This window comes from Haloterrigena salina JCM 13891, assembly GCF_000337495.1.
GTDB lineage: Archaea > Halobacteriota > Halobacteria > Halobacteriales > Natrialbaceae > Haloterrigena > Haloterrigena salina.
This window is the reverse complement of record NZ_AOIS01000010.1, coordinates 1-24378: the sequence shown is the minus strand read 5'-3', so window position 1 is coordinate 24378 and position 24378 is coordinate 1. Positions and strand designations below refer to the sequence as shown.

The following is a 24378-nucleotide window of genomic DNA, read 5'->3' as shown; positions in this document are numbered from 1 at the left end:
ACGAGTGTCTCGAAACGCATCGAGTCCGTCCGTTCGGATTGGAATGGAATCACGGACTGGTAGTCACAGCTACTGATATACAGTCAAATAGTTAACACGAATGCGAGCGTAGTGTCGTTCGTATGTCAGAAACCGTCTCCCGACTCGAGCCGCTGGAGCGAAGGCCGCTGACCGATCGCACCTGTCTCGTCACCGGATCGTCCCGCGGGATCGGCCGCGATATCGCGTTCGAACTCGCCCGCGCCGGCGCCGACGTGGCCGTCAACTATCGCTCGGCCGAGGACCGCGCCCTCGAGGTCGCGGAGACGATCGAAGCCAACGGCGAGACAGCCGTCCCGGTGCAAGCCGACATCTCCGACCCGACGCAGGTCGAGCGAATGGCCGCGGAGGTACGCGAGGAACTCGGCGAGATCGACGTCCTCGTCAACAACGCGGGGATCACGATCGATCGGAAGTTCGAGGACATGACCCACGAGGACTGGCAGACCGTCATCGACGTCAACCTGAACGGGACGTTCAACTGTACGAAGGCGTTCTACGAGGACATCAAGGCGTCCGAACACGGACGGCTCATCAATATCTCGAGCGTCGTCGGCCAGCAGGGCAACTACGGCCAGGCCAACTACGCGACCTCGAAGGGCGGCCTCTTCGCCTTCACCCGGACGCTCGCCCTCGAGTTGGCCGGCCACGGCTCGACGGCCAACTGCGTCGCGCCCGGCTTCACTCGGACGGACATGCTCGAGAAGGTCCCCGAGCGCGTCCAAGAGAAGATCCGCGAGGACATCCCGCTGAATCGCTTCGCCACGACCGAGGACATCGTCGGCATGATTCGATTCCTCGCCAGCGATCAGGCGGAGTACATGACCGGACAGGTCCTCGGTATCAACGGCGGCATGGAGTGGTGACGCGGCGCTCATCGCGTATCGCTCCTCGACCCGACCTCGAGGCGACACTTTTTGGCACGGTTCGACGCGCTCGAGTCGATCGTCTCGCTCCGTAGCACAACCCCTCTTGAACTACTCCAACTGCAACTAAGCAAGCGAACTTGCCCTATACCAAACAAAATTGTTTTAGGGGAGGCTGCTGTTGCCACGGGTGATGCCACCCATCGCGCTTCCACACGACGCGAAGGCCGGACCGACGAAGTCCGAGGTCCGCGCCGTCGTCGCCTCGAAGCTCGTGCTCGAGGCGGACGACCACTTCGCGGAGGTCGGCTCCTGTACGGGGGCCGTCACCATCGAAGCCGCACAGCGGGCCGGGCGAGTGACCGCCCTCGAGCGGAAGGCCGAACGGCTCGAGACGACCGAGAAGAACCTCGCCGCGAACGAGGAGTCGGTCCGCGCCGACGTCGAACTGCGCAACGCGGAAGCCCCCGAGGGGCTGCCCGACGACGCCGACGCGCTCTTCCTGGGCGGGAGCCGCAACTTCGAGGCCGTCCTCGACCACGCCGTCGAGACCGGTGTCGACCGCATCGTGATGAACGTTTCGCGACTCGAGGTCGCCGGGAAAGCGACCGAGGCGTTCCGCGAGCGCGATATCCTCGAGGAGGTCGTCCAGTTCCAGGTGAGCAACGGCTACGAACTCGCCGGCGCGACGAGTTTCAACTCGGATAATCCGGTCTACATGCTGGTCGGGAGCGCGACGGCCGACGAAGACGCAGACGACGATGGCGGGAAGAAAGTCGCTGCAGACGGTGGTGAGCCGAGTGAAACGAGGCGATCCTCGTCGGAGCGTCGCTCCGACGTAGGTCGAATCACCGCGGGCGATTCGAAAAGCGGGGGGAGCCGACAATGACGCTGTACGGCGTCGGGCTCGGCCCCGGCGAGGCCGACCTCGTCACGGTCCGCGGGAAGGAAATTCTCGAGAACGCTGACGTGGTCTACTCGCCGGGCCGCTTGTCTCGGACCGTCGCCCTCGAGCACGTCGACGAGTCGAAGATCGGGGATCTCGACTTCCCGATGACGAAAGACGAGGAGAAGCTCCGTGCGGCCTGGAAGGACGCCGCTGCGGAGATCGCGCCGAACGCACGCGACGGCGACGTCGCCTTCGTCACGCTGGGCGATCCGAACGTCTACTCGACGTTCGGACACCTGCGCCGGACGATCGACGCCTTCCACCCCGACGTCGACCTCGAGATCGTCCCCGGCGTCAGCGCCGTGACCGCGTTCGCGACCGCGATGGGCGTCGAGATCGAGGCCGGTGCCGGGCTCTCGCTGCGCGAGGCCGCGTCCGGCGCGAGCCCGACGGGCCCGGATCGGATGATCCTGTTCAAGGTCACCGACGCGCCGGCGACCCACGAGGGACTCGTCGAGGCCGGTTACGACGTGACCTACGGCCGTCGGCTGTTCATGGAACAGGGCGAGACGATCGTCACCGACGACCCCGAGGAGCTCGACGAGCGCGACTACTATACGCTCGCCTACGCCGAGAGGGAAGACCTCGAGGTCGAGCAGGCGACGGCGGCGTTCCTCGAGGAGGACGACGCGGACGACGCGACCGCGAACGACCCCGACTCGAGCGGCGAACCCGTCGCGGACGGCGGGGAAGTCGCCGCCCTCGAGCACGCCGAGGGCTGTGAGGGCGGCGACTGTGGAGGCCATCGATGACTGAAGACACACCGAACGACCCGCAGGACGCGATCGACTCCCAAAGCAAACGCCGCCGCGAAGAACTCGACGACCGGATCTTCGAGCACAGCGCCGGCGACGAGCAGGAGGGGATCCCCTTCGTCGGTGCCGGCCCCGGCAACCCGCGCCTACTGACCGTCGCGGGCAAGGAACTGCTCGAGGACGCCGACCTCGTGGTCCACGCGGGCTCGCTGGTCAACAGCGAGCTCCTCGACGAGTACTGCGGCCACGCGGAGCTGGTGAATTCGGTCGGCAAGGACCTCGAGGAGCTGATTCCGCTGATGCGGGACGCCTACGAGGATGGCGACAACGTCGTGCGGCTCCACAGCGGCGATCCGGCGATCTACGGCGCCGCCCTGGAGCAGATGGACGCGCTGGAACACGAGGGCGTCCCGACCTACTTCGTGCCGGGCGTCACGTCGGCCTTCGCGGCCAGCGCGACGCTGCGGACCCAGTTGACGCTCAACGAGGTCTCGAATCACGTCGCGTTCACCCGGCCGCAGGGCAAGACGCTCACGGCGGAGGAGGACCACATCTCCGACTTCGTGGAGATGGGCGACGTGACGACCTGCATATACCTCGGGACCCACGCGGTTCGGGACACGATGGACCGACTGCTCGAGGACGATCACGATCCCGAGACACCGGTCGCGGTAATCTACCACGCCTCGTGGCCGGACGAGGACGTGATCGTCGGCGATATCGGATCGATCGCGGACAAGGTCGAGGAGGCCGGCTACCGCGCCTCGGCGCTGGTTGTCATCGGCGACGCCGTGACCGGCGCGGGCTACGAGCGATCCTTCCTCTACGGCGACTGGGCGAACCGAGGATCGAGCGACGCGAACGAAACGGAAACGCAAGCGGGAGACGATTAATCATGAGTACGGACAACGCTGACAACGCGAACGACGACGGCGGATCGGATTCCGACGGCGGCCACTGTTCGACGCCGGATTCGGACGGCGAAGTCGCCGAGGAGATCGCGATCATCTCCTTCGGGCGAAAGATGGACACCGCCGAGGAGATCAAAGCCGAGATCGGCGATCGCTACGAGGCGATCGACATCATCGAGTACCACGGCGACGTCTTCGAGGAGCACTGGGGCGAGTACGACTGCTTCATCGGCCTCATGGCCTCGGGGATCGCGATGCGGAAGACGGCCCACCTGCTCGACGACAAGTGGGACGATCCCGCGATCTGCGTGGTCGACGAGGAACTCACGTGGGCCATCCCGATCACCGGCGGCCACCACGGCGCGAATCAGGTCGCACAGGACTTGGCGACAATGGGTGCCGTTCCGGCGATGACTACCGCTTCCGAGGCGGCCGGCAAGCAGGGCGTCGAGTCGCGCGCGAAGGCGATGGACACCCACGTCGTCAACGGCGACTCGACGGTGAAGACCAACCTCGCCGTACTGGACGACAACCTCGGCCCCGTCGAGCGACTCGAGGGCCCGAAGGCCGTCCTCGTCGGCGACGACGTGACGGTTCTCAAGCGCAACAAGGACGAGGGGGTCGTCCTCGGCACCGGCAGCGTCTCCGGGGCCGACAAGGAGGCCTTCCTCGAGGCCTGGGAAGAGGCACTCGAGCGAACGGACTACGACCTCGCGGACGTCGAGTTCGTCGGCACTGCGACCCGGAAGGAAGACGAGGAGGGACTGCTCGAGGCCGCACAGGAGCTCGACCTCGGCGTCGTTGCCTTCGATAAGGAGACGCTGCTCGACCACGAGGGGCCGACGCCCTCCAAATCGAAGGAGCTGATCGGCTGGCCGGGCGTCTCCGAGGCCTCCGCGATTGCGGGCGGGGCCGAGCAGGAACTGGTGCTCGAGAAGATCAGCTACGAGAACGAGGTTACGGTGGCGATCGGCCGATGAGTTCGGACGCTGACTCCGCCGCCGCCGATACGGCAGCGGACGCGACCACCGGCGGCACCCCCGACGACCACGGCACCCTCTACGTCGTCGGCATCGGCCCCGGCCTGCCCGATCACATGACCAAGCGGGCCAAGGAGGTCATCGAGTCCTCGGAGGTCGTTATCGCCTCGAGCCTCTATCAGGAGTTCCTGCGCGACGACGGCACGATCCCCTCGGAGGAGCGAACGGACGAGGATGGCATCGCGACCCGCGAGGACGGCTTCGAGCAGGAGATCGTCCGCTCGACGATGGGGCGCCAGATCGAACTCGCCCGCGCGGCGTTCGACTACGTCCGCGAAGGGAAGGACGTGGCCCACGTCTCCGGCGGCGACCCGTCGGTCTACGGCAAGTCCGACCTGATCTTCAAGATGGCCGACGAGGAGGACGCCACGGACGTCCCGATCGAGATCGTGCCCGGCATGACGGCGGCGCTGGGCGGCGCGGCCAACGTCGGCGCGCCGCTTTGCAACGACTTCTGTACGATCTCGCTGTCGGACAAGTGGCGCGGCTGGGACGAGATCGAGGAGAAACTGCGCGCCGCGGCGATCAGCGACTTCGTGATCGTCCTCTACAACTGCTGGCGAAACTACGAGAAGGCGGTCGAGATCGTCCGCGAGGAGCGCACCGACGACGCCCGCGTGGCCATCGTCAACGACGCGGGCCGCGCCGACGCCGGCCGGAACGGCGAGAGCCAGTTCATCACGACCCTCGGCGAGGCCGCCGACCACGACGACAAGGTCTCCGGGATGGGCACCTCGCTGATCATCGGCAACCACGAGACCGAGACCTGGCGCAACGACGACCGAACGTACCTCGTCACCCCGCGGGGCGGGCGTGACGTCGACGACTTCTGATAATACGCAATCCAACCATGAGTACGGACACCAACGCAGACGCTGACGATGAATCGACGTCCAAGTGCGGGGCCTCGAGTACCGATACAGAGGCCGAGACCTCGTCTTCGGAATCGGAATCGAAGTGCGGCGCCTCCTCGAACGAGACGGACGACTCGAGCGGTTCCAAATGCGGCGCCTCCAGTTCCAGTTCGAGTTCCGATTCCTCGTCCTCGAGTTCGTGCGGGGCCTCGAGCTCCGACGACTCGGGCAGCAACGAGAAGGAGGTCGGCGCGACGATCGAGGACTTCGACGCCGAGCCCGGCCAGCTGATCGCCGTCGGCCTCGGCCCCGGCCACCCCGAAGGAATGACCGAGCGCGCGAAGACTGCGTTACTCGAGGCCGACCACATCGTCGGCTACACGACCTACATCGAGCTCATCCCGGACGAGATCACGGACGAGGCCGAGGACATCTACGACACGCCGATGTGCGGTGAGGTGTCGCGAACCGAGGAGTCGATCGACCGCGCGCTGGCGGGCAACGACGTCGCCATCGTCGGCAGCGGCGACCCCAACGTCTACGCGCTGGCGGGGCTGGCCCTCGAGATCTTAGAGTCCAAGGGCGCGACGGCCTCGATGGTCGACTTCGAAGTGGTGCCGGGCGTCCCGGCGGCCCAGTCCTGTGCCGCTCGGCTCGGTGCCCCCCTCGTGAACGACACCGTCTCGGTCTCGCTGTCGGACCACCTCGTTCCGATGCCCGAGATCGAGTCGCGCCTGCACTCGGTCGCCAGCGAGAACTTCACGATCACGATCTACAACCCGTGGAGCCGCAAGCGCCGCGAGAACTTCCAGAAGGCTTGCGAGATTCTCCTCACTCATCGGGACCCCGATACGCCCGTCGGCATCGTCCACGGCGCCGGCCGCGAGGACGAGCAGGTGATGATCACGGAACTCGCCGAACTCGAGGAACTCGGCGAAAGCGAAATCATCGACATGACGACGACGATCGTCGTCGGCACCGAGGACACCTACGTCTGGGACGACCGGATGGTCACGCCCCGGGGCTACGAGACGAAGTACGACTACTGAGGATCAGCATGCCACGATACGAAGTCACCATCGAGAAGGACGCCTGCGACGGCATCTTTGCTTGCCTGACCCGCGACCCGCGGTTCGTCGAGGGCGGGGACGGCCTCGCGACGATCGATCCCGACGCGGATCCGGTCTACGACTGCGAGGGCGAGGTCGCGGACACCGACGACCGGGTCGTCGCGACGTTTGACGACGATCGAATCGACGAGGCCCAGCAGGCCGCCGCGGCCTGCCCGACGGACGCGATCGTCGTCGAGGAGGTAGGCGAATGAGCGAGACCGAATCGAAAGCCGACGACGGAGACGAAACGCCGCTCGAGATCGCGGTTCCGTCGGACCCGCTCGCGGGCCACCCCGCGACGGCGTACTTCTGGGGGCACGTCGCCGGCAGCGGCGACGTCTCGGATAGCGGCATCGAAGTCGTCACCAACGACGAGGAGTCCGCACGGGTGCTCGCGGCCGTCGCGGGCGGCGACCTCGAGCACGAGACGACGACGCGTGACTACGCCCACGACACCTCGATCACGCGGACGGAAGACGAGTACACGCTGTCGGTCGGAGCCGACGACGGGACCGACGACTCGGGCCTTCTGGGCCGCAGCGGCGCGCTCGGGCTCCCCGTCGACGGTCGCGGCAACTACCGCTTCGGCGCGTTCTCGAGCCACGATCGAGAGCTCCTCCGAGGGCTGCTCGAGGGCTGTGGTACCGTCTGCTTCAAGTCCTCGAGCGGCACCGTCGGCATCTCGTTCGTCCACGACGACGCGGACCTGCTCGAGCTCGCACAGGACCTGATCGACGAGAGTCCCGTCGACGCGCCCTACGACGACCTCTCCGAGACCTCGTCGGGCGGCTACTGGTTCGGCGTCGACGACGACGCCGCGCCCGACTTCGGCACGTGGCTCTACGAGGACTGCGAGGCGACCGGCCTCTTCGCGCCGAGTCGCCGCCGCAAACTCGAGCGGAGCCTCGAGCAGGCGACGGCGTACGACGAGTAACCGACCGACCAACGACGATCCGACCATCCAATCGATGAGCAAATCCAACGAGACCACGCCCGCGACGACGGCCGCGTTCGACGACGAGGCGCTCCTGCTGGTGGGTCACGGCTCCCGCCGGGAGAAGTCCAACGAACAGGTTCGGGACCTCGCCGCCGGCCTCGAGTCCCGACTCGGCATCCCCGTCGACGCCGCGTTCCTCGAACTCGCGGAGCCGGCGATCGACGAGGCGCTCGCGCAACTCGCGCCCGTCACCTCGCAGGTAACGGTGGTCCACTGCTCGCTCTTTGCGGCGAGCCACGTCAAGAACGACGTGCCGCTGGCGATCGAGCAGGCCCGGGCCGAACACGACCTCGAGATCAACAACGGCGCCCACCTGGGGATCCACCCCGCGATCTTGGATCTGCTCGACGACCGCGCCGCCGAAGTCGAGGCCGAACTGAGCGTCGACCGTGCGGAAGACGACGTCGCCGTCGTCCTCTGTGGCCGCGGCTCGAGCGATCCGGACGCCAACGGCGACGTGCACAAGCTGGCCCGCCTGCTCTACGAGGGCCGCGAATTCGACCGCGTCGAGGCGACGTTCATCGGCGTCACCGAGCCGACGCTCGAGGACACCCTCCACGGGCTCTCGAAGCACCGCCCCGACGCGGTCGTCGTCCTGCCGTACATGCTCGGCGACGGCGTGCTCACCCAGCGAGTCCGCGACTGGACGGCGGAGTTCGACGAGGACTACCCGTACGTGGAGGCGCTGGCCGGCGACCCGCTCGGCACCGACTCGCGGTTGCTCGACGTCTTCGCCGACCGCTGGCAGGAGGCGCGCACGGACAGCGTCTCCATGTCCTGTGACACGTGCAAGTACAAGGTCGACCTCGAGGGCTACGAGGAGGACGTCGGCGGCGCGCGGGCCATGCTGCGCGCGCTGGCCCATCAGGAGGCCCACGCCGACCGCGAGGACGTCGACGACGAACCCCACAGCCACGACGCGCCCGAAAAGCACGTCGCGGTCTGCATGAACCAGACCTGTGCCGAGATGGGGTCGCCGTCGGTCCTCGAGCGGCTCCGACAGGAGGTGCGGGATTCCGACCACTGCGACGCGCGGATCACGCGTTCCTCGTGTCTGGGACGCTGCGGGGACGGGCCGATGGTCGCCGTCTACCCGGACGGGATCTGGTACGGCGACGTCGCGAGCGAGGACGCCGAACGGATCGTCGGCGACCACCTCGATCGGGATCGCATCGTCAGCGACCTCGTCGATCAGACGCTGTAGCGGACCGAACCGACCGACGTGCACCGACGCACTCGAGACGAAAAACACGACTCCGAACAGTCAGTACACACACACACACACTCATGAGCTGCTACGAAATCGAAGCGCTACGACTCGGACTGATGAACGTCCTCGGCGTCGGGGACGACAGCGCCCGCGACCACGCGGAGAACGAACTCGAGGGCCACCTCGAGGGGCCGATAGAAGGGCTCGCGAACGCCGAGAGCCTCGCCGAGGTCGAACGCCACCTCGACGCGGCCCTCGTGGATCTGGAGGAAGAGGTCGCCGCGATGGACGACGACGACCCCGAGTACGACTACACGCGAGGACGACTGCTGGCGGTTCGCGACGCCGAACGCGCGGTCCAGCGGCTGCGCACGCAGGGCGGGAGTATCGTCGACGGCCTCGGGGACGCTCACGATACCCTCCACGAGACCTTCCCGGTAGAGGACTGACGATGGCCGAAACCGCTGACGCCGACCGCGAAGCCGATCGGGACGGCGACCGCGAGTTCCGGTCGGTCTCGCTCGGCGAGATCGAGACGGCTCGGAGCCGCCACATGTGGACCCGATCCGCGGTTCACGTCGCCGAAGGCGGCGATCTGGTCGTCACCGGCGAGTGGGACGGCACCGTCACCGCCCGCGAGGTCGACTCGGCCTCGCTCGAGACCCACTGGACGGCCGACCATCCGGACCACGCGGTCGGAATCGCGACGCTTTCGAGCGACGGGACCGAGAGCGACGGCGAGACCGCGGAGACGGTGATCGTCGCCGGCCGCGGCGAGACCGGCACGATTGCAGCCTACGATGCCGCGACCGGCGAGCGGCGCTGGCGGTACGAGACCGTCGACGACCTCGGCGAGGCCGTCAAGGACACCGTCTTCTACCTCCCGTACGTGGTCGCCCTCGAGAGCAGCACCGACGCCGACGGCAACGAGCGCCTCTACGCCGCCGCGCGGCGGTACGAGCGCGACGGCGACCGTCGGCAGTGGCACAGCACCGTTTACGCGTTCGATCCCGACGGCACGGTGCGCTGGACGTACGAGACCGACGCCTCGCCGATCACGATCGATCTCGACGCCGACGGCGAGCGACTGGCGGTCGGCTACAACCGCTGTATGGGCGATCACGACAACGGCCTCGTCGTCCTCGAAACTGAATCGGGCGACCTCGCGTGGACGTGGGACCCCGGCACCGAGGGCGACCGGCGCGTCGGCGACGTTGCCTTCGACGGCGATTCGATCGCGGTCTCGAGCCACGGCGACAAACGGGGCTACCTGCTCGGCCCCGGCGGCGCCGAGCGCTGGCGCGTCGATCTGGCGGTCGAAACCGAGATCGACGGCGAGACGCTGTACGCCTATCCGAACCACGCGTACGCGGCCGACGGGCGCGTGACGTTCGTGACCGGCAACACCTACGCAGTGGAGAGCCGCGAGACGGAGAGTCGCCACCCGAACGAGCACCGGATCGCGACCTTCGACGCCGACGGCGAGTTGGCGTGGGACGACCAGGTTCGGGGCTTCGTTCACGGCCTCACCGCTGACGGCGAGACGATCGTCGCGCCCTGCGCGCAGAACTTCCGCGTTCGCGATCCCGAAATCCACGCCGTTCGCCGGTTCGACCTCGAGTCCGGACCGCGACGGGTCGACCGACTCGCGGGGATCGCGACCGCCGCTGCCGTCGACGACGGGACGCTGGCGGCGATCGAGGAACCCGTGGCCTACCACGACGAGGGCGAGACCCGCGGCGAGTACGCCCTGCACGTGGCTTCGGTCGAGTAATCGAACTGTTAGATCCGGCTCGAAATCGTCGCTCGTTCACCCGTTTTCTCGACTACAATCTGCCTCGAGCGGTCGATCCAGCCATCAGTCGCATACGCAAGGGAAATTACCACAACGCCCACTCGCATGGGTTTTGCATATAATGACAACGGGTCTAGGAGATGATGGTTCCGAGGAGTGTTCGGATCCCGTGACAGTTGGGGATCGCTCGAGCCATCGTCACGACGGTGAGCACGCGGAGCGAGCGGGCCGAAGGGTTCTGACCGACGGCGGTCAAGCAGAGATTGCCGAGGAGGGTAACGACGAGGAATCGACAGCTGATACCGAAGAGGCATCGGAAGAAGCCGAGGAGGAGGGAGCCGAGGACGAAGAAGCTGAAGAGGAGGAAGCCAAGGACGAAGAAGCTGAAGAGGAGGAAGCCAAGGACGAAGAAGCTGAAGAGGAGGAAGCCAAGGACGAAGAAGCTGAAGAGGAAGAAGCTGAGGACGAAGAAGGCGAAGAAGAGGAAGCCGAGGACGAAGAAGCCAAAGAGGAGGAGGGAGCCGAGGACGAAGAAGCCAAAGAGGAGGAGGGAGCCGAGGACGAAGAAGCCAAAGAGGAGANAGAAGCCAAAGAGGAGGAGGGAGCCGAGGACGAAGAAGCCAAAGAGGAGGAGGGAGCCGAGGACGAAGAAGCCAAAGAGGAGGAAGAAGCTGAGGAAGAGGAACAGGACGTCGGAGACGATACCGGTGATCTCACCGATGACAGCCGCGAGGAAGGGCACGCCGAGGACGCCGAAAAGGTCTACGAGGGCGACGACGCCTCCGGCGTCCTCCACCTCGACCTCGACGGCCTCTTCCTCGATCTGCTCGGCCTCGAGGTCAACCTGAACCCGGTCCAGCTCGACGTGTCGGCACGGCCTGGCAGTAACAACCTCCTCGGGAACCTGTTGTCCGCCGTGACGGGGCTGCTGGACGGCCCCGGTGCGATGATCGATAAGGCAAAGGAGCTCCTGAAAAAGCCGTTCGAACTGCTCAAGAAGGTCCCGGGGAAGGCCAAGGAGGTCCTCAGCGGGATTCTCGAGAAACCCAAAGAGATGCTCAGCGGACTCCTCGAGAAGCCCAAGGAGGTCCTCAGCGGGTTGCTGAGCAAGCCGAAAGAACTGTTCAACAAGCTGTTGGGGATGCTGGGACTCGGCGGCGAGGAAGAAGCCGAAGGCGAAGAGGAAGAAGCGGAATCCGGCGGCCGAATCTCCTCGCTCGTGAGCTGGGTGAAAGGCATTCTCGGCAAGCCGGTGGAGTGGCTCCGCGGGCTCTTCGGCGGCGGAGCCGAGGAGGAAGAGGCTGCAGAGGACGAAGCGACAGAGCCCGAAGAGGAGGAAGCGCCGGACGAGTCGGAGGTGGAAGAAGACGAAGAAGCGGAAGGCACAGAGGAGGACGAGGAGGAATCGACCGAATCGCCGGGACCAATCTCCGCCGTCGGCGACCGGGCCAAAGAGGGGCTCGCCGGGCTCGCCCCGAACTTGCCGGTCGAGGAATTCGTCGCGACGGTCGTCAGTCAGGTGCTCGAGCAGTTAATTGAGCAGCTCGAACCCGACGAGGAAGAAGCAGGGTCCGGAGACCAATCCGACGCCACAGCGGAGGCAGCCTAACGATGAGTGGAGAATCCGAATCTGAGTCCGAGTCCGAGTCTACGTCAATGGCACAGCGAATCGACTACGGGAAGATCACCGAGAACATCGACGTCAACGAGCTGATCGAGGGGACCCAGTGGGAGGACGAGATCGACGAGGATCAGCCCCTCGGAGAGGCGCTGGGCGCCCAGATCGGCGCGCTTATCGGCCGGAAGATCGGCGAATCCATCGGTCGGACGATCGGCGATATGGTCGTCGAAGAACTACTCGGCGGCAAAGAGGCGGCCGAGGAGGAAGCTGAGGAAGAGGAAGCCGAGGCTGAAGAAGAGGAAGAAGCCGAGGCTGAAGAAGAGGAAGAAGCCGAGGCTGAAGAAGAGGAAGAAGCCGAGGCCGAAGAAGAGGAAGAAGCCGAGGCCGAAGAAGAAGCGGAGGATCTCGAGGAAGAAGCCGAAGAAGAGGAAGCCGAAGCTGAAGAGGAAGAAGAAGATCTCGAGGAGGAAGCGGACGAATCGGTCGAGGACGAGGACGCGGGCGACGCCGAAGAGGAAACGGACGAATCGGCGGAAGAAGTGAGCGAATCCGAATCGGAGGACGAAGAATCGGCGGAGTCGACGGACGACGAGTCCGAAGCCGACGACGAGGAGACCGACGACGGCGAGGAATCCGACTCCGAGGCCGAGGAAGAGGACGCCGTCGAAGCCGAGGAGGACTAACCATGAGACCGAATCAAGCACTCGGCGGCCGTTCGCCGCACCCGTCTCGAGGTGAGCGCCATGGCTGAGAGCGGACTGCGGAAGCTGGTCGCCCAAGAAGTGAGCGACCAGCTCGACGTGGCCGACGTGCTCGGCGACGGCAGCATCGAGGACAGCATCGACGGCGGCGAAGTCGGCGCGGCGGTCGGCCGCGAGTTCGGCGAGCAGGTCGGGCGCGAACTCGGCGGGGCGATCGGCCGCGGAATCCACGAGTCGATCGCCGAAGGCCTCGAGGAGGGGAAGAGCCGCAAGGAAATGCAGTCGTCCCTCACGGCCGCGATCCGTGATTCCCTCCGGGAGACGGTCGAAGAAAACGACGCGAAGGAATCGGTCCAATCGCTGGCGGAGGGTGTCTCCGAAGGCAGCGGTCTCGAGGGCTTACTCGAGAGCGATACTGACGAAAGCGAGGCCGAGAGCGACGACGGCGAGGAAGCCGACAGAGAGGGCGACACGCAGGAGACCATCGAGTCGGTCGTCGAGAGCATCGGCGAGGAAAGCGGTCTCGGCGACGTACTCGAGGGCGAGAGCGAAGAGTCGGAGGGCGAAGCCGAGCCGGAAGAAGAGGGCGACGAGGAAGAGGAAGAGGACGAAACCGAATCGGCGGACGAAGACGCCGAGGAGGAAGCGGAAGAGGAAGCCGAGTCGGAAGACGAAGGCGAGTCGGAAGCTGAAAGCGACGAATCGGAGGAGGCCGAGGACGAATCCGAAGCCGAAGCGGATTCCGAAGAGAAGACCGAGGAGACGGCAGACGAATCCGAGGCCGAAGCGAGCGACGACTCCGAGCCGTCGGTCGAGGACATCGAGGATCTGCGTCGGGATACGCTGGAGGACTTCCTCGGTATCATGTCCTACGACGACCTGCAATCGGTGGCCAAGGACGTCGACGTGAAGGCGAACCTCAGCCGCGAGAAGATGACCGAGGAGATCATCGCGGCGGTGACCGACGAGGACGAAGACGACGAAGAGGCGGAGGCCGAAGCGGAATAGCGACCGACGGCTGAAACCGAATCGTCGCCGTCCGCCCTCGAGTGGCAGCCCGGACGGCAGCGATCGGCCAACGGCGAACTGTGGACCGCGGCGCGGACGGTGAGGGAACCATGAGTCAGGATAGCCAGGACCTCCACGATCGGGTGACCGAGATACTGAACGCGGCCGATGCCTCGAGCGGGTCGCTGCTCGGCGACGAGGACGGCGATTCCGACGGCGCGAGCGGGGACCTCCTCGAGACCGCCGCGGAGGCCAGCGACCTCCTCGAGTCCGCGGAGCCGGACGAACTGCTCGCGGCGGTCGGGCTGGACACGCTGCCCGACGGCAGCGAGCCGGACTCGATTCCGGCGGCCATCGCGCGGGGCGATCCGGAGCAGGTCGCGGACCTCCAGCGGCTGTTACACCTCTCGAATCTGGCCGATGACGACGACGAGGGGGCACTCGAGGGCGCTGTCGACGAACTCCGGTCGTCGATCGACGACGGCGAGGAAGCGGCGGCCGAATCGGACGCCAACGAGGGCGAGTCGGAGGACGAGGAGCGGAGCGACGCGGAGGCCGCCAGCGAGGGCGATCAGGGCGAGGACGACGAGACCGAAGACGAGGGCGCCGAGGGCGACGGACTGCTCGAGACTGTGCTCGGCTCGAGCGACGAGGGCGGCGATAGCGGCGCCGAAGCGGAGGCCGCGGATACCGGAACCGATGACGACGCCGGCGAATCCGACGGCGAAGGCGGCGCTCGAGAGACGATCGAAGCGGCCGCCGAAACGGTCGGTGAAGCCAGCGGTCTCCTCGAGGGGGACGAGAGCGGCGCCGAGGCGGAGACCGACGACACCGAATCCGACGAGGACGGCGACGACGCCGACGGCGAAGGCGGCGCTCGAGAGACGATCGAAGCGGCCGCCGAAACAGTCGGCGAAGCCGGTGGACTCCTCGAGAGCGACGACGAGGATGGAGACGGAGAGGACGGCGGCGGCTCGGACATCGGCGACCAGCTTCGGTCGGCGGTCGAGTCCTCGCTGACGGGCGTCGGCGACGACCTCGAGGGGCTCCACGAGCGACTACAGGAGCGAAGCGCCAGTTCCGTCGGCGGCGACGGCGACGGTGAGGACGACGGCGACGCGGCGGACGAGGAAGACGACGGGCTGCTCGGTTCCGGGCTCGGCTCGAGCGACGGGGGCGGCGGCGACGGAACCCGTCACTCGACGATGGCACCGCCGCCATCGAAGCGCGCGGATATGAAGACGACGCGTCACTCGACGATGCCCAAACGCCGCTGAGCGACCCGTCCGCTCGTACTGACGCGCACGGACCGTACGAAACCCTGGCAGGAGACCGCTGAAGGCTTATCCCGACTGCAGCCGTCGCTCTCGTATGACGAGACACGTTAGCGAGACCCAGGTTCGCCACTGGTTAGACGAAACGGCGATTCGGGGCGTGACGGCCCATTCCGACGAGGACACCGCGTTCAATCTGCAGGTCGAACTCTCGCGGTTGCCCGTCCACGTCATCAAGGAGGAGGAGTTCGGTCCCGTCCGGATCGTCGGTCGAAGCGGGTTCGACACGGAGCGAACGAAGGAGTTGCTCCGCGACGATCAGCACCGAAGCGAACTCCTCCAGTACGTCGGACCGATGCTGGCGGCGACGCCGGGGTTCTACACCTTCCTCGACCCCGGCGGCGCGGCCTGTCAGCTCCGGGAGGCGGAAACCGTTCAGGTCGAGTACCGCGTCTACCCCGACGAAGCCAGCCAGCAGGCCCTGATGGACGGCATCATGTCGATCGCGACGAGCATGCGGTACGTCCGAAACGTCGTCGCGACGATCGGCGCTCACGTGGAACCGGAAACTGATGAGTGAACGCGCGTGACGCCGCCGACCGCCTCGCCGAGCGGCGGCGGCCGAACATTTACTTCGGCTGTCGTGTGACATAGCCGTATGACGCTACTCGTGCCCTTCGACGGGTCGAAACTGGCGAGAAAAGCGCTCGAGAAGGCCGCGACGTTCGGCGACCTGTTAGACGAGGAGGTCGTCGTCCTGACGGTGATCCCCGACGACGCCGACTACGCTCGAGACCGCGGCTGGATCGCCGCGGGGGAGCCGTTCGACCCGGAGGCTATCGAAGCGGGCATCGAGACGCGGGCGATGGAGGTCGCCCCGGAAGCGACGTTCCAGACCGAGCGCGTCAGTTCCGACGAACCGACCGCGACGGCGACGAACAACGTCGTCCGCGCGATCCGACGGGTCGCCGGCGAGATCGGCGCGTCGGTGGTCTTCATCGGGTCCGAAAACGCCGGCTCGGTGATCGCTCCCCAGTCGAGCGTCGGCAGCCCGGTCGCCAACGACCAGCGCTACGACGTCTACGTCGTCCGCGAGCCCGGCGCGGACGTCGACCCCGAGGACATCACGGACATCGATTCGACCGTCGAGTGACCGTCCCCGCTATCGCGGCGGCGTCAGTCGGTCTCGCCGTCGAGCACTCGAGTTCGCGGCGCGAAAATCGGAGCCAGTTTGTAGTCGACCGAGGCCGTCTCGAGTAGACGCGTGTTCGGACAGAATCCGGAAGTGACGAGAGTCGTGAGTCGACGGCGGGATCGGTCGCGGAGCGGATCGTGATGCTGGCGGCGTCGATCCCCGTCGAAGATCCGATTCTCATCTTCGGGCTGGCGATGACCGTCTTTCTGGTCGCGCCGCTGGTGCTCGACCGCTACCGGCTCCCGGGGATCATCGGCGTCATCGTCGTCGGCGCGGCGATCGGACCCAACGGCCTCGGGATCCTCGAGCGCGGGGAGACGATCGTGCTGCTGGGCGAGGTCGGCATCGTCTATCTGATGTTCGTCGCGGGGCTCGAGATCAACCTCGCCCAGTTCATCGCGTACAAGGACCGGAGCGCCGTCTTCGGCCTCCTTTCCTTCGCGATCCCGCAGGCGATCGGGACCGTCGTCGGCTACTACGCCCTCGGGCTCTCCGTCGGCGCCGCGGCGCTGTTCGCCGCGATCTTCGCCTCGCACACGCTGCTGGCGTACCCGATCGTCAGCCGACTGGGAATCGTGAAGACCGAGAGCGTCACGGCGACGATCGGCGGGACGATCGTCACCGACACCCTCGCGTTGCTCGTCCTCGCGGTCGTCATGGCCGGCGAGGCGGGCGAACTGGGCCCGACCTTCTGGCTCTCGCTGACGGGGAAGCTCGCGCTCTTCTTCGTCGGCGTCTGGGTGCTCGTCCCCCGGCTGGGCGAGTGGTTCTTCCAGACGGTCGATCAGGAGAGCTACTTCGAGTTCCTGTTCGTGATGGCCGTCCTCTTCGGCTGCGCCTTCCTCGCCGAACTCGCCGGCGTGGAGCACATCATCGGCGCGTTCCTCGCGGGACTGGTTCTCAACCGGCTGATCCCCGAGAGCGGTCCCCTGATGAACCGCATCGAGTTCGTCGGCAACGCCCTCTTCATCCCCTTCTTCCTCCTCTCCGTGGGGATGCTCGTCGACGTCCGAGTCCTGACCGAGGGCCTCGAGACGCTGGTGCTCGCCGTCGCGTTCGTCGGCCTCCTGTTCCCGACGAAGTACGCGGCGGCGTGGCTGACCGCGCGGCTGTACGGCTACTCGACCGACGAGACGATGACGATGTTCGGACTCTCGCTGGGCCAGGCCGCCGCGGCGTTGGCCATCGTGCTCATCGGCTACGAGGCGGGCCTGTTCGGCGAGGCGATGCTCAACGCGACGGTGCTGATGATCCTCGTCGTCAGCGTGATCAGCCCCGCAATCGTCGACCGTTACGGTCGGGGCATCGTTCGCGCGTCCGAACGCACCGCGTACGATCCGAGGGCGGCCCCGCAGCGGATCATGGTCCCCTTTTCGCGCGAGTCCCAGTACAGCGAGCGCCTGCTCGATCTCGCGCTGCTGGTGCGCGAACCCGGTGAGAACCAGCCGCTGTACTCCCTGAGCGTCGCCCGACCGGGAACCGACGCCGAGGCCGACGTCGCGGAACTCGAGTCGGTCCTCGAGGCGACGGAGGCCTACGCGGCCGGCGCCGAGGTGCCCCTCGAACCGCAGACGCGCGTCGACGCTAACGTCGCCTCGGGAATCGTTCGAGCGACGCTCGAGAATCGGATCACGACGCTGGTCATCGGCTGGGACGGCGCGCCGCGCCACCAGCGCGTCTTCGGCCACGTGATCGATCGGGTGTTGCTCCGGACGAAACAACTCGTCCTGGTCTCGCACGTGCGACAGCCGCTGAACACCACCGACGAGGTCGTAGTCGTCCTCCCGCCGGGGATCGAACATAACGACGGGTTCTCCGAGGCGGTCCACACGGTCGAACACCTCGCGGAGCAGGTCGGCGCGCCGGTTCGCGGCCTCGTCGTCGAGGGCGATCCCGAGCAGTTCGAGCGCGCCTTTGACCTGATCGAACCCGACGTGCCGGCGACGTTCGACGGAGTCGAGAGCTGGGATGCCCTCGAGGACAGACTCCGGGAGGGTGTCGACGAGACGTCGCTGATCGTCCCGATGAGCGCCCGCCGGGGGACGATGGGCTGGGACTCGAGGCTGCGAACGCTGCCGACGACCGTCGCGGAACTGACCGACGGGAACTTCGTGGTGATCTATCCGGCGGTCGGCGAGCGGGGCGACGATCGGCAGTTCCTGCAGTTCCGGTGACTGAGCCACCTGAATCGCTACGGGAGTATCTGACAGGACTGTCCTCGAAACCTGAGTGAAGCTGACGGATGCCGAGCATCCGCGAGCGGGGCGAGCGGTTCACCGAGCGCGCCAGCGGCGCGCTCGGTCTTCCTCGTGAGTTCCGAAGGAACGAACGAGAGCTCGAGAGAGCTTCGCTCTCTCGGCCTTTTTCATCGAGGTTTTTTGACGAGGTTCGATCGCGGCCTTCGGCCGCGCGAGGACCCGTTAAAAAGTTCGGTGCCTAACGCTTATTCCACTGTCTGCCGTCGGTTCGAACGAGAATGGTCGATCGGAACGGGTGGGGACGGGATCATCCCGTCCTCACCGGGTCGCCCCGAAGCCCTCCGTCGTCGTTCGTCGAGCAGGCAAACGTTTCGGAGCCGGGGATCTACGAGGAGTTCGAGACGGAGTGGCCGGACTGCTGGGAGCGGGCCGCCGAGTTACTCTCGTGGGACGAGGAGTACGATACCGTCCTCGAGGACGGGAACGCGCCGTTCTACGAGTGGTTCGCCGGCGGCCGGCTGAACGCGTCGTACAACTGTCTCGATCGGCACCTCGAGGCGGGGCGAAAGAACCACGCCGCGATACGGTGGGAGGGCAAGCAGGGCGAGCGCCGGACCTACACCTACCGCGACCTGTACGTCGAGGTCAACGAGTTCGCCACGGCGCTGCGCGACCTGGGCGTCGAGGAGGACGACGTGGTGACGATCTACCTCCCGATGATCCCGGAGCTGCCGATCGCGATGCTGGCCTGCGCCCGCATCGGCGCGCCACACAGCGTCGTCTTCGCCGGGCTGTCGGCCGACGCGCTCGTCGCCCGGATGGACGCCGCCGACAGCGAGTACCTGCTGACCTGCGACGGCTACTACCGCCGCGGGGACGCCTTCAATCAGAAGAGCAAGGTCGACAACGCCCAGCTCAAACTCGAGCAGGACGTGCGGACGGTCGTCGTCGACCGATTGGGCGAGGACCTCCCCCACGTCCTCGGCGACGAGGAGTACGACTACCACGACCTCCGCGAGGAGTTTTCCGGCGAGACCGTCGAGCCGGTCTCGCGGGACGCCGAGGACATGCTGTTCCTGATGTACACCTCGGGGACGACCGGCGAGCCGAAGGGCGTCGTCCACTCGACGGGGGGCTATCTTGCCCACGTCGCGTGGACGAGCCACGCAGTCTTAGACGTCAAACCCGAGGACACCTACTGGTGTGCGGCCGATATCGGCTGGATCACCGGCCACTCCTACATCGTCTACGGCCCGCTCGCGCTGGGGACGACGACGGTGATGTACGAGGGGACGCCCGACTACCCCGACCGGGACCGGCTCTGGGAGATCGTCGACCGCAACGCCGTCGACGTCTTCTACACGGCGCCAACGGCAATCCGCGCGTTCATGAAGTGGGGCGAGGAGTACCCCGCGGGACACGACCTGTCGTCGCTGCGCCTGCTCGGCAGCGTCGGCGAACCGATCAGTCCGCGCCCGTGGAACTGGTACTACGAACACATCGGGAAGGAGAACTGTCCCGTCGTCGACACCTGGTGGCAGACCGAGACCGGCGCCGTGACGATCTCGACGCTGCCCGCGATCGACGACATGAAACCCGGCGCGGCCGGGCCGGGGCTCCCGGGGATCGACGTCCGCGTCGTCGATGGCGCCGGCGAACCGGTCGATCCGGGCGACACGGGCTATCTCACGATCGCCCGCCCGTGGCCGGGGATGGCCCGGACGCTGTACGACGGCGACGACCGCTTCCGCGCGGAGTACTGGGAGCGGTTCTCCGACCCGGAAGCCGACGAGTGGCGCTACTTCAGCGGCGACGCCGCCCGCATCGACGAGGACGGCTACGTGACCGTCCTCGGCCGGGTCGACGACGTGATCAACGTCTCCGGCCGCCGGCTGAGCACGATGGAGATCGAGTCGGCGATCACCGACGTCGCCGGCGTCGCCGAGGCCGCCGTCGTCGGCCGCTCGAGCGAGACGAACGGTACCGACGTCTACGCCTACGTCAGCACCGAGGGCGGCTACGACGACGAGACCGCCGTCCGCGAGGCGATCGTCGACAACATCGAGGCGGCGATCGGACCGATCGCTCGGCCCGAGGCGGTCGTCTTCACGCCCGAACTTCCCAAGACGCGTTCGGGGAAGATCATGCGCCGTCTCTTAGAGGACGTCGCGAACGGGGAGGAACTCGGAGACACGAGCGCCCTGCGAAACCCGGAGATCGTCGGCGAAATCCAGGCGGAGATCGACGACGAGTGACCGCAGCGCATCTGATTTCGCGATCTCAAATGATGCGAAACGTCCCGCAGCGACGACTTGTGCACCGTATTCGCGATACTACCGGTCTACCGTCGGTTCGCGCCGATACAATTATATTCGCACCGCTGGAATGCGCGAAGCATGAGTCTCGAGGGGGTGGACGCGGCGGCGCTCGAGCGCGACGAGTACGAGATTCTCCTCGATGCCGCCGAGACGTATCGCGAGGCGCTGGTCGTGCGCCTCTGTGCCGACGTCGGTCTCCGGCCGCGGGAACTGGCCGAACTCACCGTCGACGCCGTCGAGCAGGTCAGGATCGAGCCGCCCCGCTATCTGGTTCGGGTGCCGGCCGTCGACGGCGGTGACGGCCGAACGGCGTACCTGCCGACCCACGTCGAACGCGAGTTGCGACGCTACGCCCGGAGCAACGGGCTGACGACCGACGATCGGATCTTCCCCGTCACGGCCCGCCGGCTCCAGATGCTCGTTTCGGACGTCGCGGACCGGGCCGCCGAACTGTTCAACCGCCCGGACCTGTCCGACGTCTCGACGAGCGATCTCCGGCGGTACTTCGCCCGTCGCGCGCTGATCGATCACGGCGTCAACCCGCGGGCCGTCAAGGCCGCCGGCGGCTGGCGGAGCTTCGAGGCCCTCGAGCCGTACCTCCCCGAACCGACCGACACCAAGATTATCGACGCCTTCGACGCCATGGAACGGCCGTCCGGAACCGGTCGCGACCGCGACGGTCCCATCGTCGGCGACGACAGCGTCATCCGGTTGCTGCTCGCTGCGAGCGACCGGTACGCGCTGTTACGTCTCGACTCGGACGGCTACATCGAGCGCTGGAACCGGAGCGCGGCCGCGATGTTCGGCTACCGAGCCGGCGAAATCGTCGGCACGCACGTTTCGACGTTCTACACCGACGAAGCGGTCGACGAGGGCGTCCCCGAACGGGTGCTCGCGACGGCCTTAGAGGAGTCGGGGTACGAACGCGAAGGGTGGCGCGTCGCCGAGGACGGGTCGCGATTCCGCGCGACCGAGATCATTTCGCCGCTGCGGGACGATCAGGGGCGACACCGCGGCTTCGCTGTCTTCGTCCGCGACGTCTCGCCGGCCCACGAGGAACTCAAGGAACTTCGCGCGCGCAGAGACGAACTCGAGCGCCGATACGACGTCGCTCGATCTCACCGGGCGGTGACGCGTGCGTTGCTGGAGTCGACCGATCACGAGGAGGTAGAGGAAAAGACCTGCGCCGCACTGACCGCCGGCGGCGCCTACGAGTACGCCTGGATCGAGCGGGCGATCCACGCGGACCGGCGGACGGACCGGCGCACCGCCAGCGGGATCGATCCGGACGCGGTCGACCGACTGGTCCCCGAGGCGTGGCGTGACGGCGAGGTCGGGTCGATCGACGTCGATGGGGAGTCGTCCGTCTCGATCGGACGGGGCGTCTCCCTCGCAATCGACGCCGACGGAGAGGACGAGGGCGACGGTGACACCGACGGGTTCGGAGCCCTCGCGCGCATCCCGCTCGCGTACGGCGACACGGTCTACGGCGCCCTCTCGGTCGCGACCGACGCCGACGACGCGTTCGACGACGAGGAGCGACGGTCACTCGAGACGATCGGCAAGCAGGTCGGCTACGCCATCGCGGCGATCCGGCGGCGGAACCTCCTGCTGTCCGATCGGGTCGTCGAACTCGAACTCGAGTGTCGCGACGACGATTCGTTCTTCGTCGACGCCTCGCGACAGCTGGGCTGTCGGTTCGAACTCGACTCGCTCGTCCCCGTCTCGGAGACGATGCAGCTGTACTACCTGCGCCTCGAGGGGGCGTCGCCGGCCGACGTCTTCGATCTCGCCGCGGACGATCCCGGTATCGAAGACTACCGGCTGGTCGAGACCGACGCGGAGGGGTGGCGCGTCGAGTTCGTGGTCGATAGCTCGTGTCCGATCGTCACGCTCACCGAGTACGGCACCACCGTCCTCGAGGCGCGGTTCGTGGGCGGAACCGCGACGATCACGGCCGAATGCGCCGTCGACGCCGATATCCGGACGATCCTGGACGGGCTCCGCGCCGTCTTCCCCGACTCCGAACTGGTCGGCAAACGCGAGACCGAACGGAACGTCCGGACCGCTCGCGAGTTCCGCGAGGGCCTCGAGGACCGGCTGACCGACCGTCAGGAGGCGTCGCTGCGGGCGGCCTACTTCGGCGGCTACTACGACTGGCCCCGGGAGAGCACGGCCGAGGAGATTGCCGACGCGATGGGGATCTCCTCGCCGACGCTGCACAACCACCTGCGGAAGGGCCAGCACGAACTCCTGCGGACCTTCTTCGACGATCCGGCCGACGAGTCTCGCGGGACCGACTGACGGAGATCCTGTCGATCGATCGGATACTAACCCTCTAGATGAACGGCCTGCACGTGACGGGTCCGACGGCGAACGGTGTCCGGTCGGTCCGCGCTCGTTCGTCGCGCGACCGTTCGACCGGGGGGATTCGGGTCGATATAAGCGGCTATATGCTCCTAATACAGTCAATATTCCCTAGCTATCATCCCCCGTGTCGGGTCGATTTTGCACAACTAGATGGCGGCTTTACTATGCCAGTTGTGTTTGGGTGTGGTGTATCATGTCACAGGAGGATGCCAACCTCGAGGCCCGACTCGAGGAACAGGAGACGTTCGAACCCTCCGACTCGTTCGTCGAGCAGGCGAACGTCTCGGATCCGGGGGTATACGAGGAGTTCGAGGAGAACTGGCCGGATTGTTGGGAACGGGCGGCCGATCTGCTCTCGTGGGACGAGGAGTACGACACCGTCCTCGAGGACGGGAACGCACCGTTCTACGAGTGGTTCACCGGTGGCGAGTTGAACGCGTCGTACAACTGCCTCGACCGGCACGTCGAGGAGGGTCGCGGCGACAGCGTGGCCATCGAGTGGGAAGGTGAACTCGGCGAGACGCGGACCTACACCTACAGCGAACTGCTGGACGAGGTCGAGGACTTCGCCGCGACGCTGCGCGATCTGGGCGTCGAGGAGGACGACATCGTCACGCTGTACATGCCGATGGTTCCGGAGCTGCCAATCGCGATGCTGGCCTGCGCCCGCATCGGCGCACCGCACAGCGTCGTCTTCGCCGGCTTCTCGGCGGACGCGCTGGCGACGCGGATGAACTCGGCCGACAGCGAGTACCTCGTCACCTGCGACGGCTACTACCGCCGCGGCGACGCGCTCGATCACCTCTCGAAGACCAACGAGGGCCTCGAGGGCGTCGAACACGAGGTCTCCGACGTCGTCGTCGTCGACCGACTCGGCGAGGATCTCGACCACGACCTCGCGGACAACCAGCACGACTACGACGAGCTCGTCGCCGACCACGAGGGGTCGTCGGTCGAGCCCGTCACCCGCGACGCCGAGGACATGTTGTTCCTGATGTACACCTCGGGGACGACGGGTCAGCCCAAGGGCGTCAAGCACACCACCGGCGGCTACCTCGCCTACACGGCCTGGACGAGCCACGCCGTACTGGACATCGAGGCCGACGACACCTACTGGTGCTCGGCGGACATCGGCTGGATCACCGGCCACTCCTACATCGTCTAC

Annotated in this window: 22 protein-coding genes; all 22 read left to right on the top strand. The window is 66.6% G+C overall.

Annotation, left to right across the window (positions count from 1 at the left end):
- The first annotated feature begins 122 nt into the window (after positions 1 to 122).
- Positions 123 to 905, top strand: a complete 783-nt coding sequence (locus C477_RS01300; protein WP_008892616.1) for a 3-oxoacyl-ACP reductase family protein — start codon at positions 123 to 125, stop codon at positions 903 to 905.
- A gap of 193 nt (positions 906 to 1098) precedes the next feature.
- Complete coding sequence (gene cbiT, locus C477_RS01295) at positions 1099 to 1794, top strand: precorrin-6Y C5,15-methyltransferase (decarboxylating) subunit CbiT (protein WP_008892615.1); 696 nt, start codon at positions 1099 to 1101, stop codon at positions 1792 to 1794.
- Positions 1791 to 2606 carry a cobalt-factor II C(20)-methyltransferase gene (locus tag C477_RS01290; RefSeq protein ID WP_008892614.1) on the top strand — a complete coding sequence of 272 codons (816 nt, stop codon included), beginning with the start codon at positions 1791 to 1793 and terminating at the stop codon, positions 2604 to 2606. Before cbiT ends, C477_RS01290 begins: the two co-directional genes overlap by 4 nt.
- On the top strand, positions 2603 to 3502 hold the full coding sequence (locus tag C477_RS01285; protein ID WP_008892613.1) for a cobalt-precorrin-4/precorrin-4 C(11)-methyltransferase: 900 nt from the start codon (positions 2603 to 2605) through the stop codon (positions 3500 to 3502). Before C477_RS01290 ends, C477_RS01285 begins: the two co-directional genes overlap by 4 nt.
- Positions 3503 to 3504: 2 nt before the next feature.
- The gene (gene cbiG / locus C477_RS01280) at positions 3505 to 4500 is read left to right on the top strand and encodes a cobalt-precorrin 5A hydrolase (RefSeq protein WP_008892612.1); all 996 of its coding nucleotides are present in this window, start codon (positions 3505 to 3507) and stop codon (positions 4498 to 4500) included.
- Positions 4497 to 5393, top strand: coding sequence for a precorrin-3B C(17)-methyltransferase (locus C477_RS01275; protein ID WP_008892611.1), 897 nt, complete (start codon positions 4497 to 4499; stop codon positions 5391 to 5393). The genes cbiG and C477_RS01275 overlap by 4 nt, the downstream gene beginning before the upstream one ends.
- Before the next feature lie 17 nt (positions 5394 to 5410).
- Complete coding sequence (cobJ, locus tag C477_RS01270; protein WP_008892610.1) at positions 5411 to 6463, top strand: precorrin-3B C(17)-methyltransferase; 1053 nt, start codon at positions 5411 to 5413, stop codon at positions 6461 to 6463.
- An 8-nt stretch (positions 6464 to 6471) separates the two neighbouring features.
- On the top strand, positions 6472 to 6738 hold the full coding sequence (locus C477_RS01265) for a ferredoxin (RefSeq protein ID WP_008892609.1): 267 nt from the start codon (positions 6472 to 6474) through the stop codon (positions 6736 to 6738).
- The gene (locus C477_RS01260) at positions 6735 to 7460 is read left to right on the top strand and encodes a hypothetical protein (protein ID WP_008892608.1); all 726 of its coding nucleotides are present in this window, start codon (positions 6735 to 6737) and stop codon (positions 7458 to 7460) included. Before C477_RS01265 ends, C477_RS01260 begins: the two co-directional genes overlap by 4 nt.
- A 34-nt stretch (positions 7461 to 7494) precedes the next feature.
- Complete coding sequence (locus C477_RS01255; RefSeq protein WP_008892607.1) at positions 7495 to 8727, top strand: CbiX/SirB N-terminal domain-containing protein; 1233 nt, start codon at positions 7495 to 7497, stop codon at positions 8725 to 8727.
- Between the two features lie 83 nt (positions 8728 to 8810).
- Positions 8811 to 9182, top strand: a complete 372-nt coding sequence (locus C477_RS01250; protein WP_008892606.1) for a DUF3209 family protein — start codon at positions 8811 to 8813, stop codon at positions 9180 to 9182.
- A gap of 2 nt (positions 9183 to 9184) precedes the next feature.
- Positions 9185 to 10507 carry an outer membrane protein assembly factor BamB family protein gene (locus C477_RS01245; protein WP_008892605.1) on the top strand — a complete coding sequence of 441 codons (1323 nt, stop codon included), beginning with the start codon at positions 9185 to 9187 and terminating at the stop codon, positions 10505 to 10507.
- A 142-nt stretch (positions 10508 to 10649) separates the two neighbouring features.
- Positions 10650 to 12137, top strand: a complete 1488-nt coding sequence (locus tag C477_RS01240; RefSeq protein WP_049914100.1) for a hypothetical protein — start codon at positions 10650 to 10652, stop codon at positions 12135 to 12137.
- Positions 12138 to 12184: 47 nt separating this feature from the next.
- Entirely contained in the window at positions 12185 to 12832 is a 648-nt protein-coding gene (locus C477_RS01235) for a hypothetical protein (RefSeq protein ID WP_008892603.1), read from the top strand.
- Between the two features lie 60 nt (positions 12833 to 12892).
- On the top strand, positions 12893 to 13858 hold the full coding sequence (locus C477_RS01230) for a hypothetical protein (protein WP_008892602.1): 966 nt from the start codon (positions 12893 to 12895) through the stop codon (positions 13856 to 13858).
- Between the two features lie 110 nt (positions 13859 to 13968).
- Positions 13969 to 15135 (top strand): hypothetical protein, encoded by a 1167-nt coding sequence (locus C477_RS01225; protein WP_049914124.1) that lies wholly within the window; start codon positions 13969 to 13971, stop codon positions 15133 to 15135.
- Positions 15136 to 15229: 94 nt separating this feature from the next.
- Positions 15230 to 15712: a hypothetical protein gene (locus tag C477_RS01220; protein ID WP_008892600.1), complete on the top strand. Its 483-nt coding sequence runs from the start codon at positions 15230 to 15232 to the stop codon at positions 15710 to 15712.
- 78 nt (positions 15713 to 15790) lie between these two features.
- The gene (locus tag C477_RS01215) at positions 15791 to 16285 is read left to right on the top strand and encodes a universal stress protein (protein ID WP_008892599.1); all 495 of its coding nucleotides are present in this window, start codon (positions 15791 to 15793) and stop codon (positions 16283 to 16285) included.
- 182 nt (positions 16286 to 16467) lie between these two features.
- The gene (locus tag C477_RS01210) at positions 16468 to 18501 is read left to right on the top strand and encodes a cation:proton antiporter (RefSeq protein ID WP_008892598.1); all 2034 of its coding nucleotides are present in this window, start codon (positions 16468 to 16470) and stop codon (positions 18499 to 18501) included.
- Positions 18502 to 18803: 302 nt separating this feature from the next.
- Positions 18804 to 20780, top strand: a complete 1977-nt coding sequence (gene acs / locus C477_RS01205; protein ID WP_008892597.1) for an acetate--CoA ligase — start codon at positions 18804 to 18806, stop codon at positions 20778 to 20780.
- Positions 20781 to 20921: 141 nt separating this feature from the next.
- Positions 20922 to 23147 carry a bacterio-opsin activator domain-containing protein gene (locus C477_RS01200; protein WP_008892596.1) on the top strand — a complete coding sequence of 742 codons (2226 nt, stop codon included), beginning with the start codon at positions 20922 to 20924 and terminating at the stop codon, positions 23145 to 23147.
- Positions 23148 to 23406: 259 nt separating this feature from the next.
- The coding region (locus C477_RS01195) for an AMP-binding protein (RefSeq protein WP_008892595.1) at positions 23407 to 24378 on the top strand (972 nt) is incomplete at its 3' end.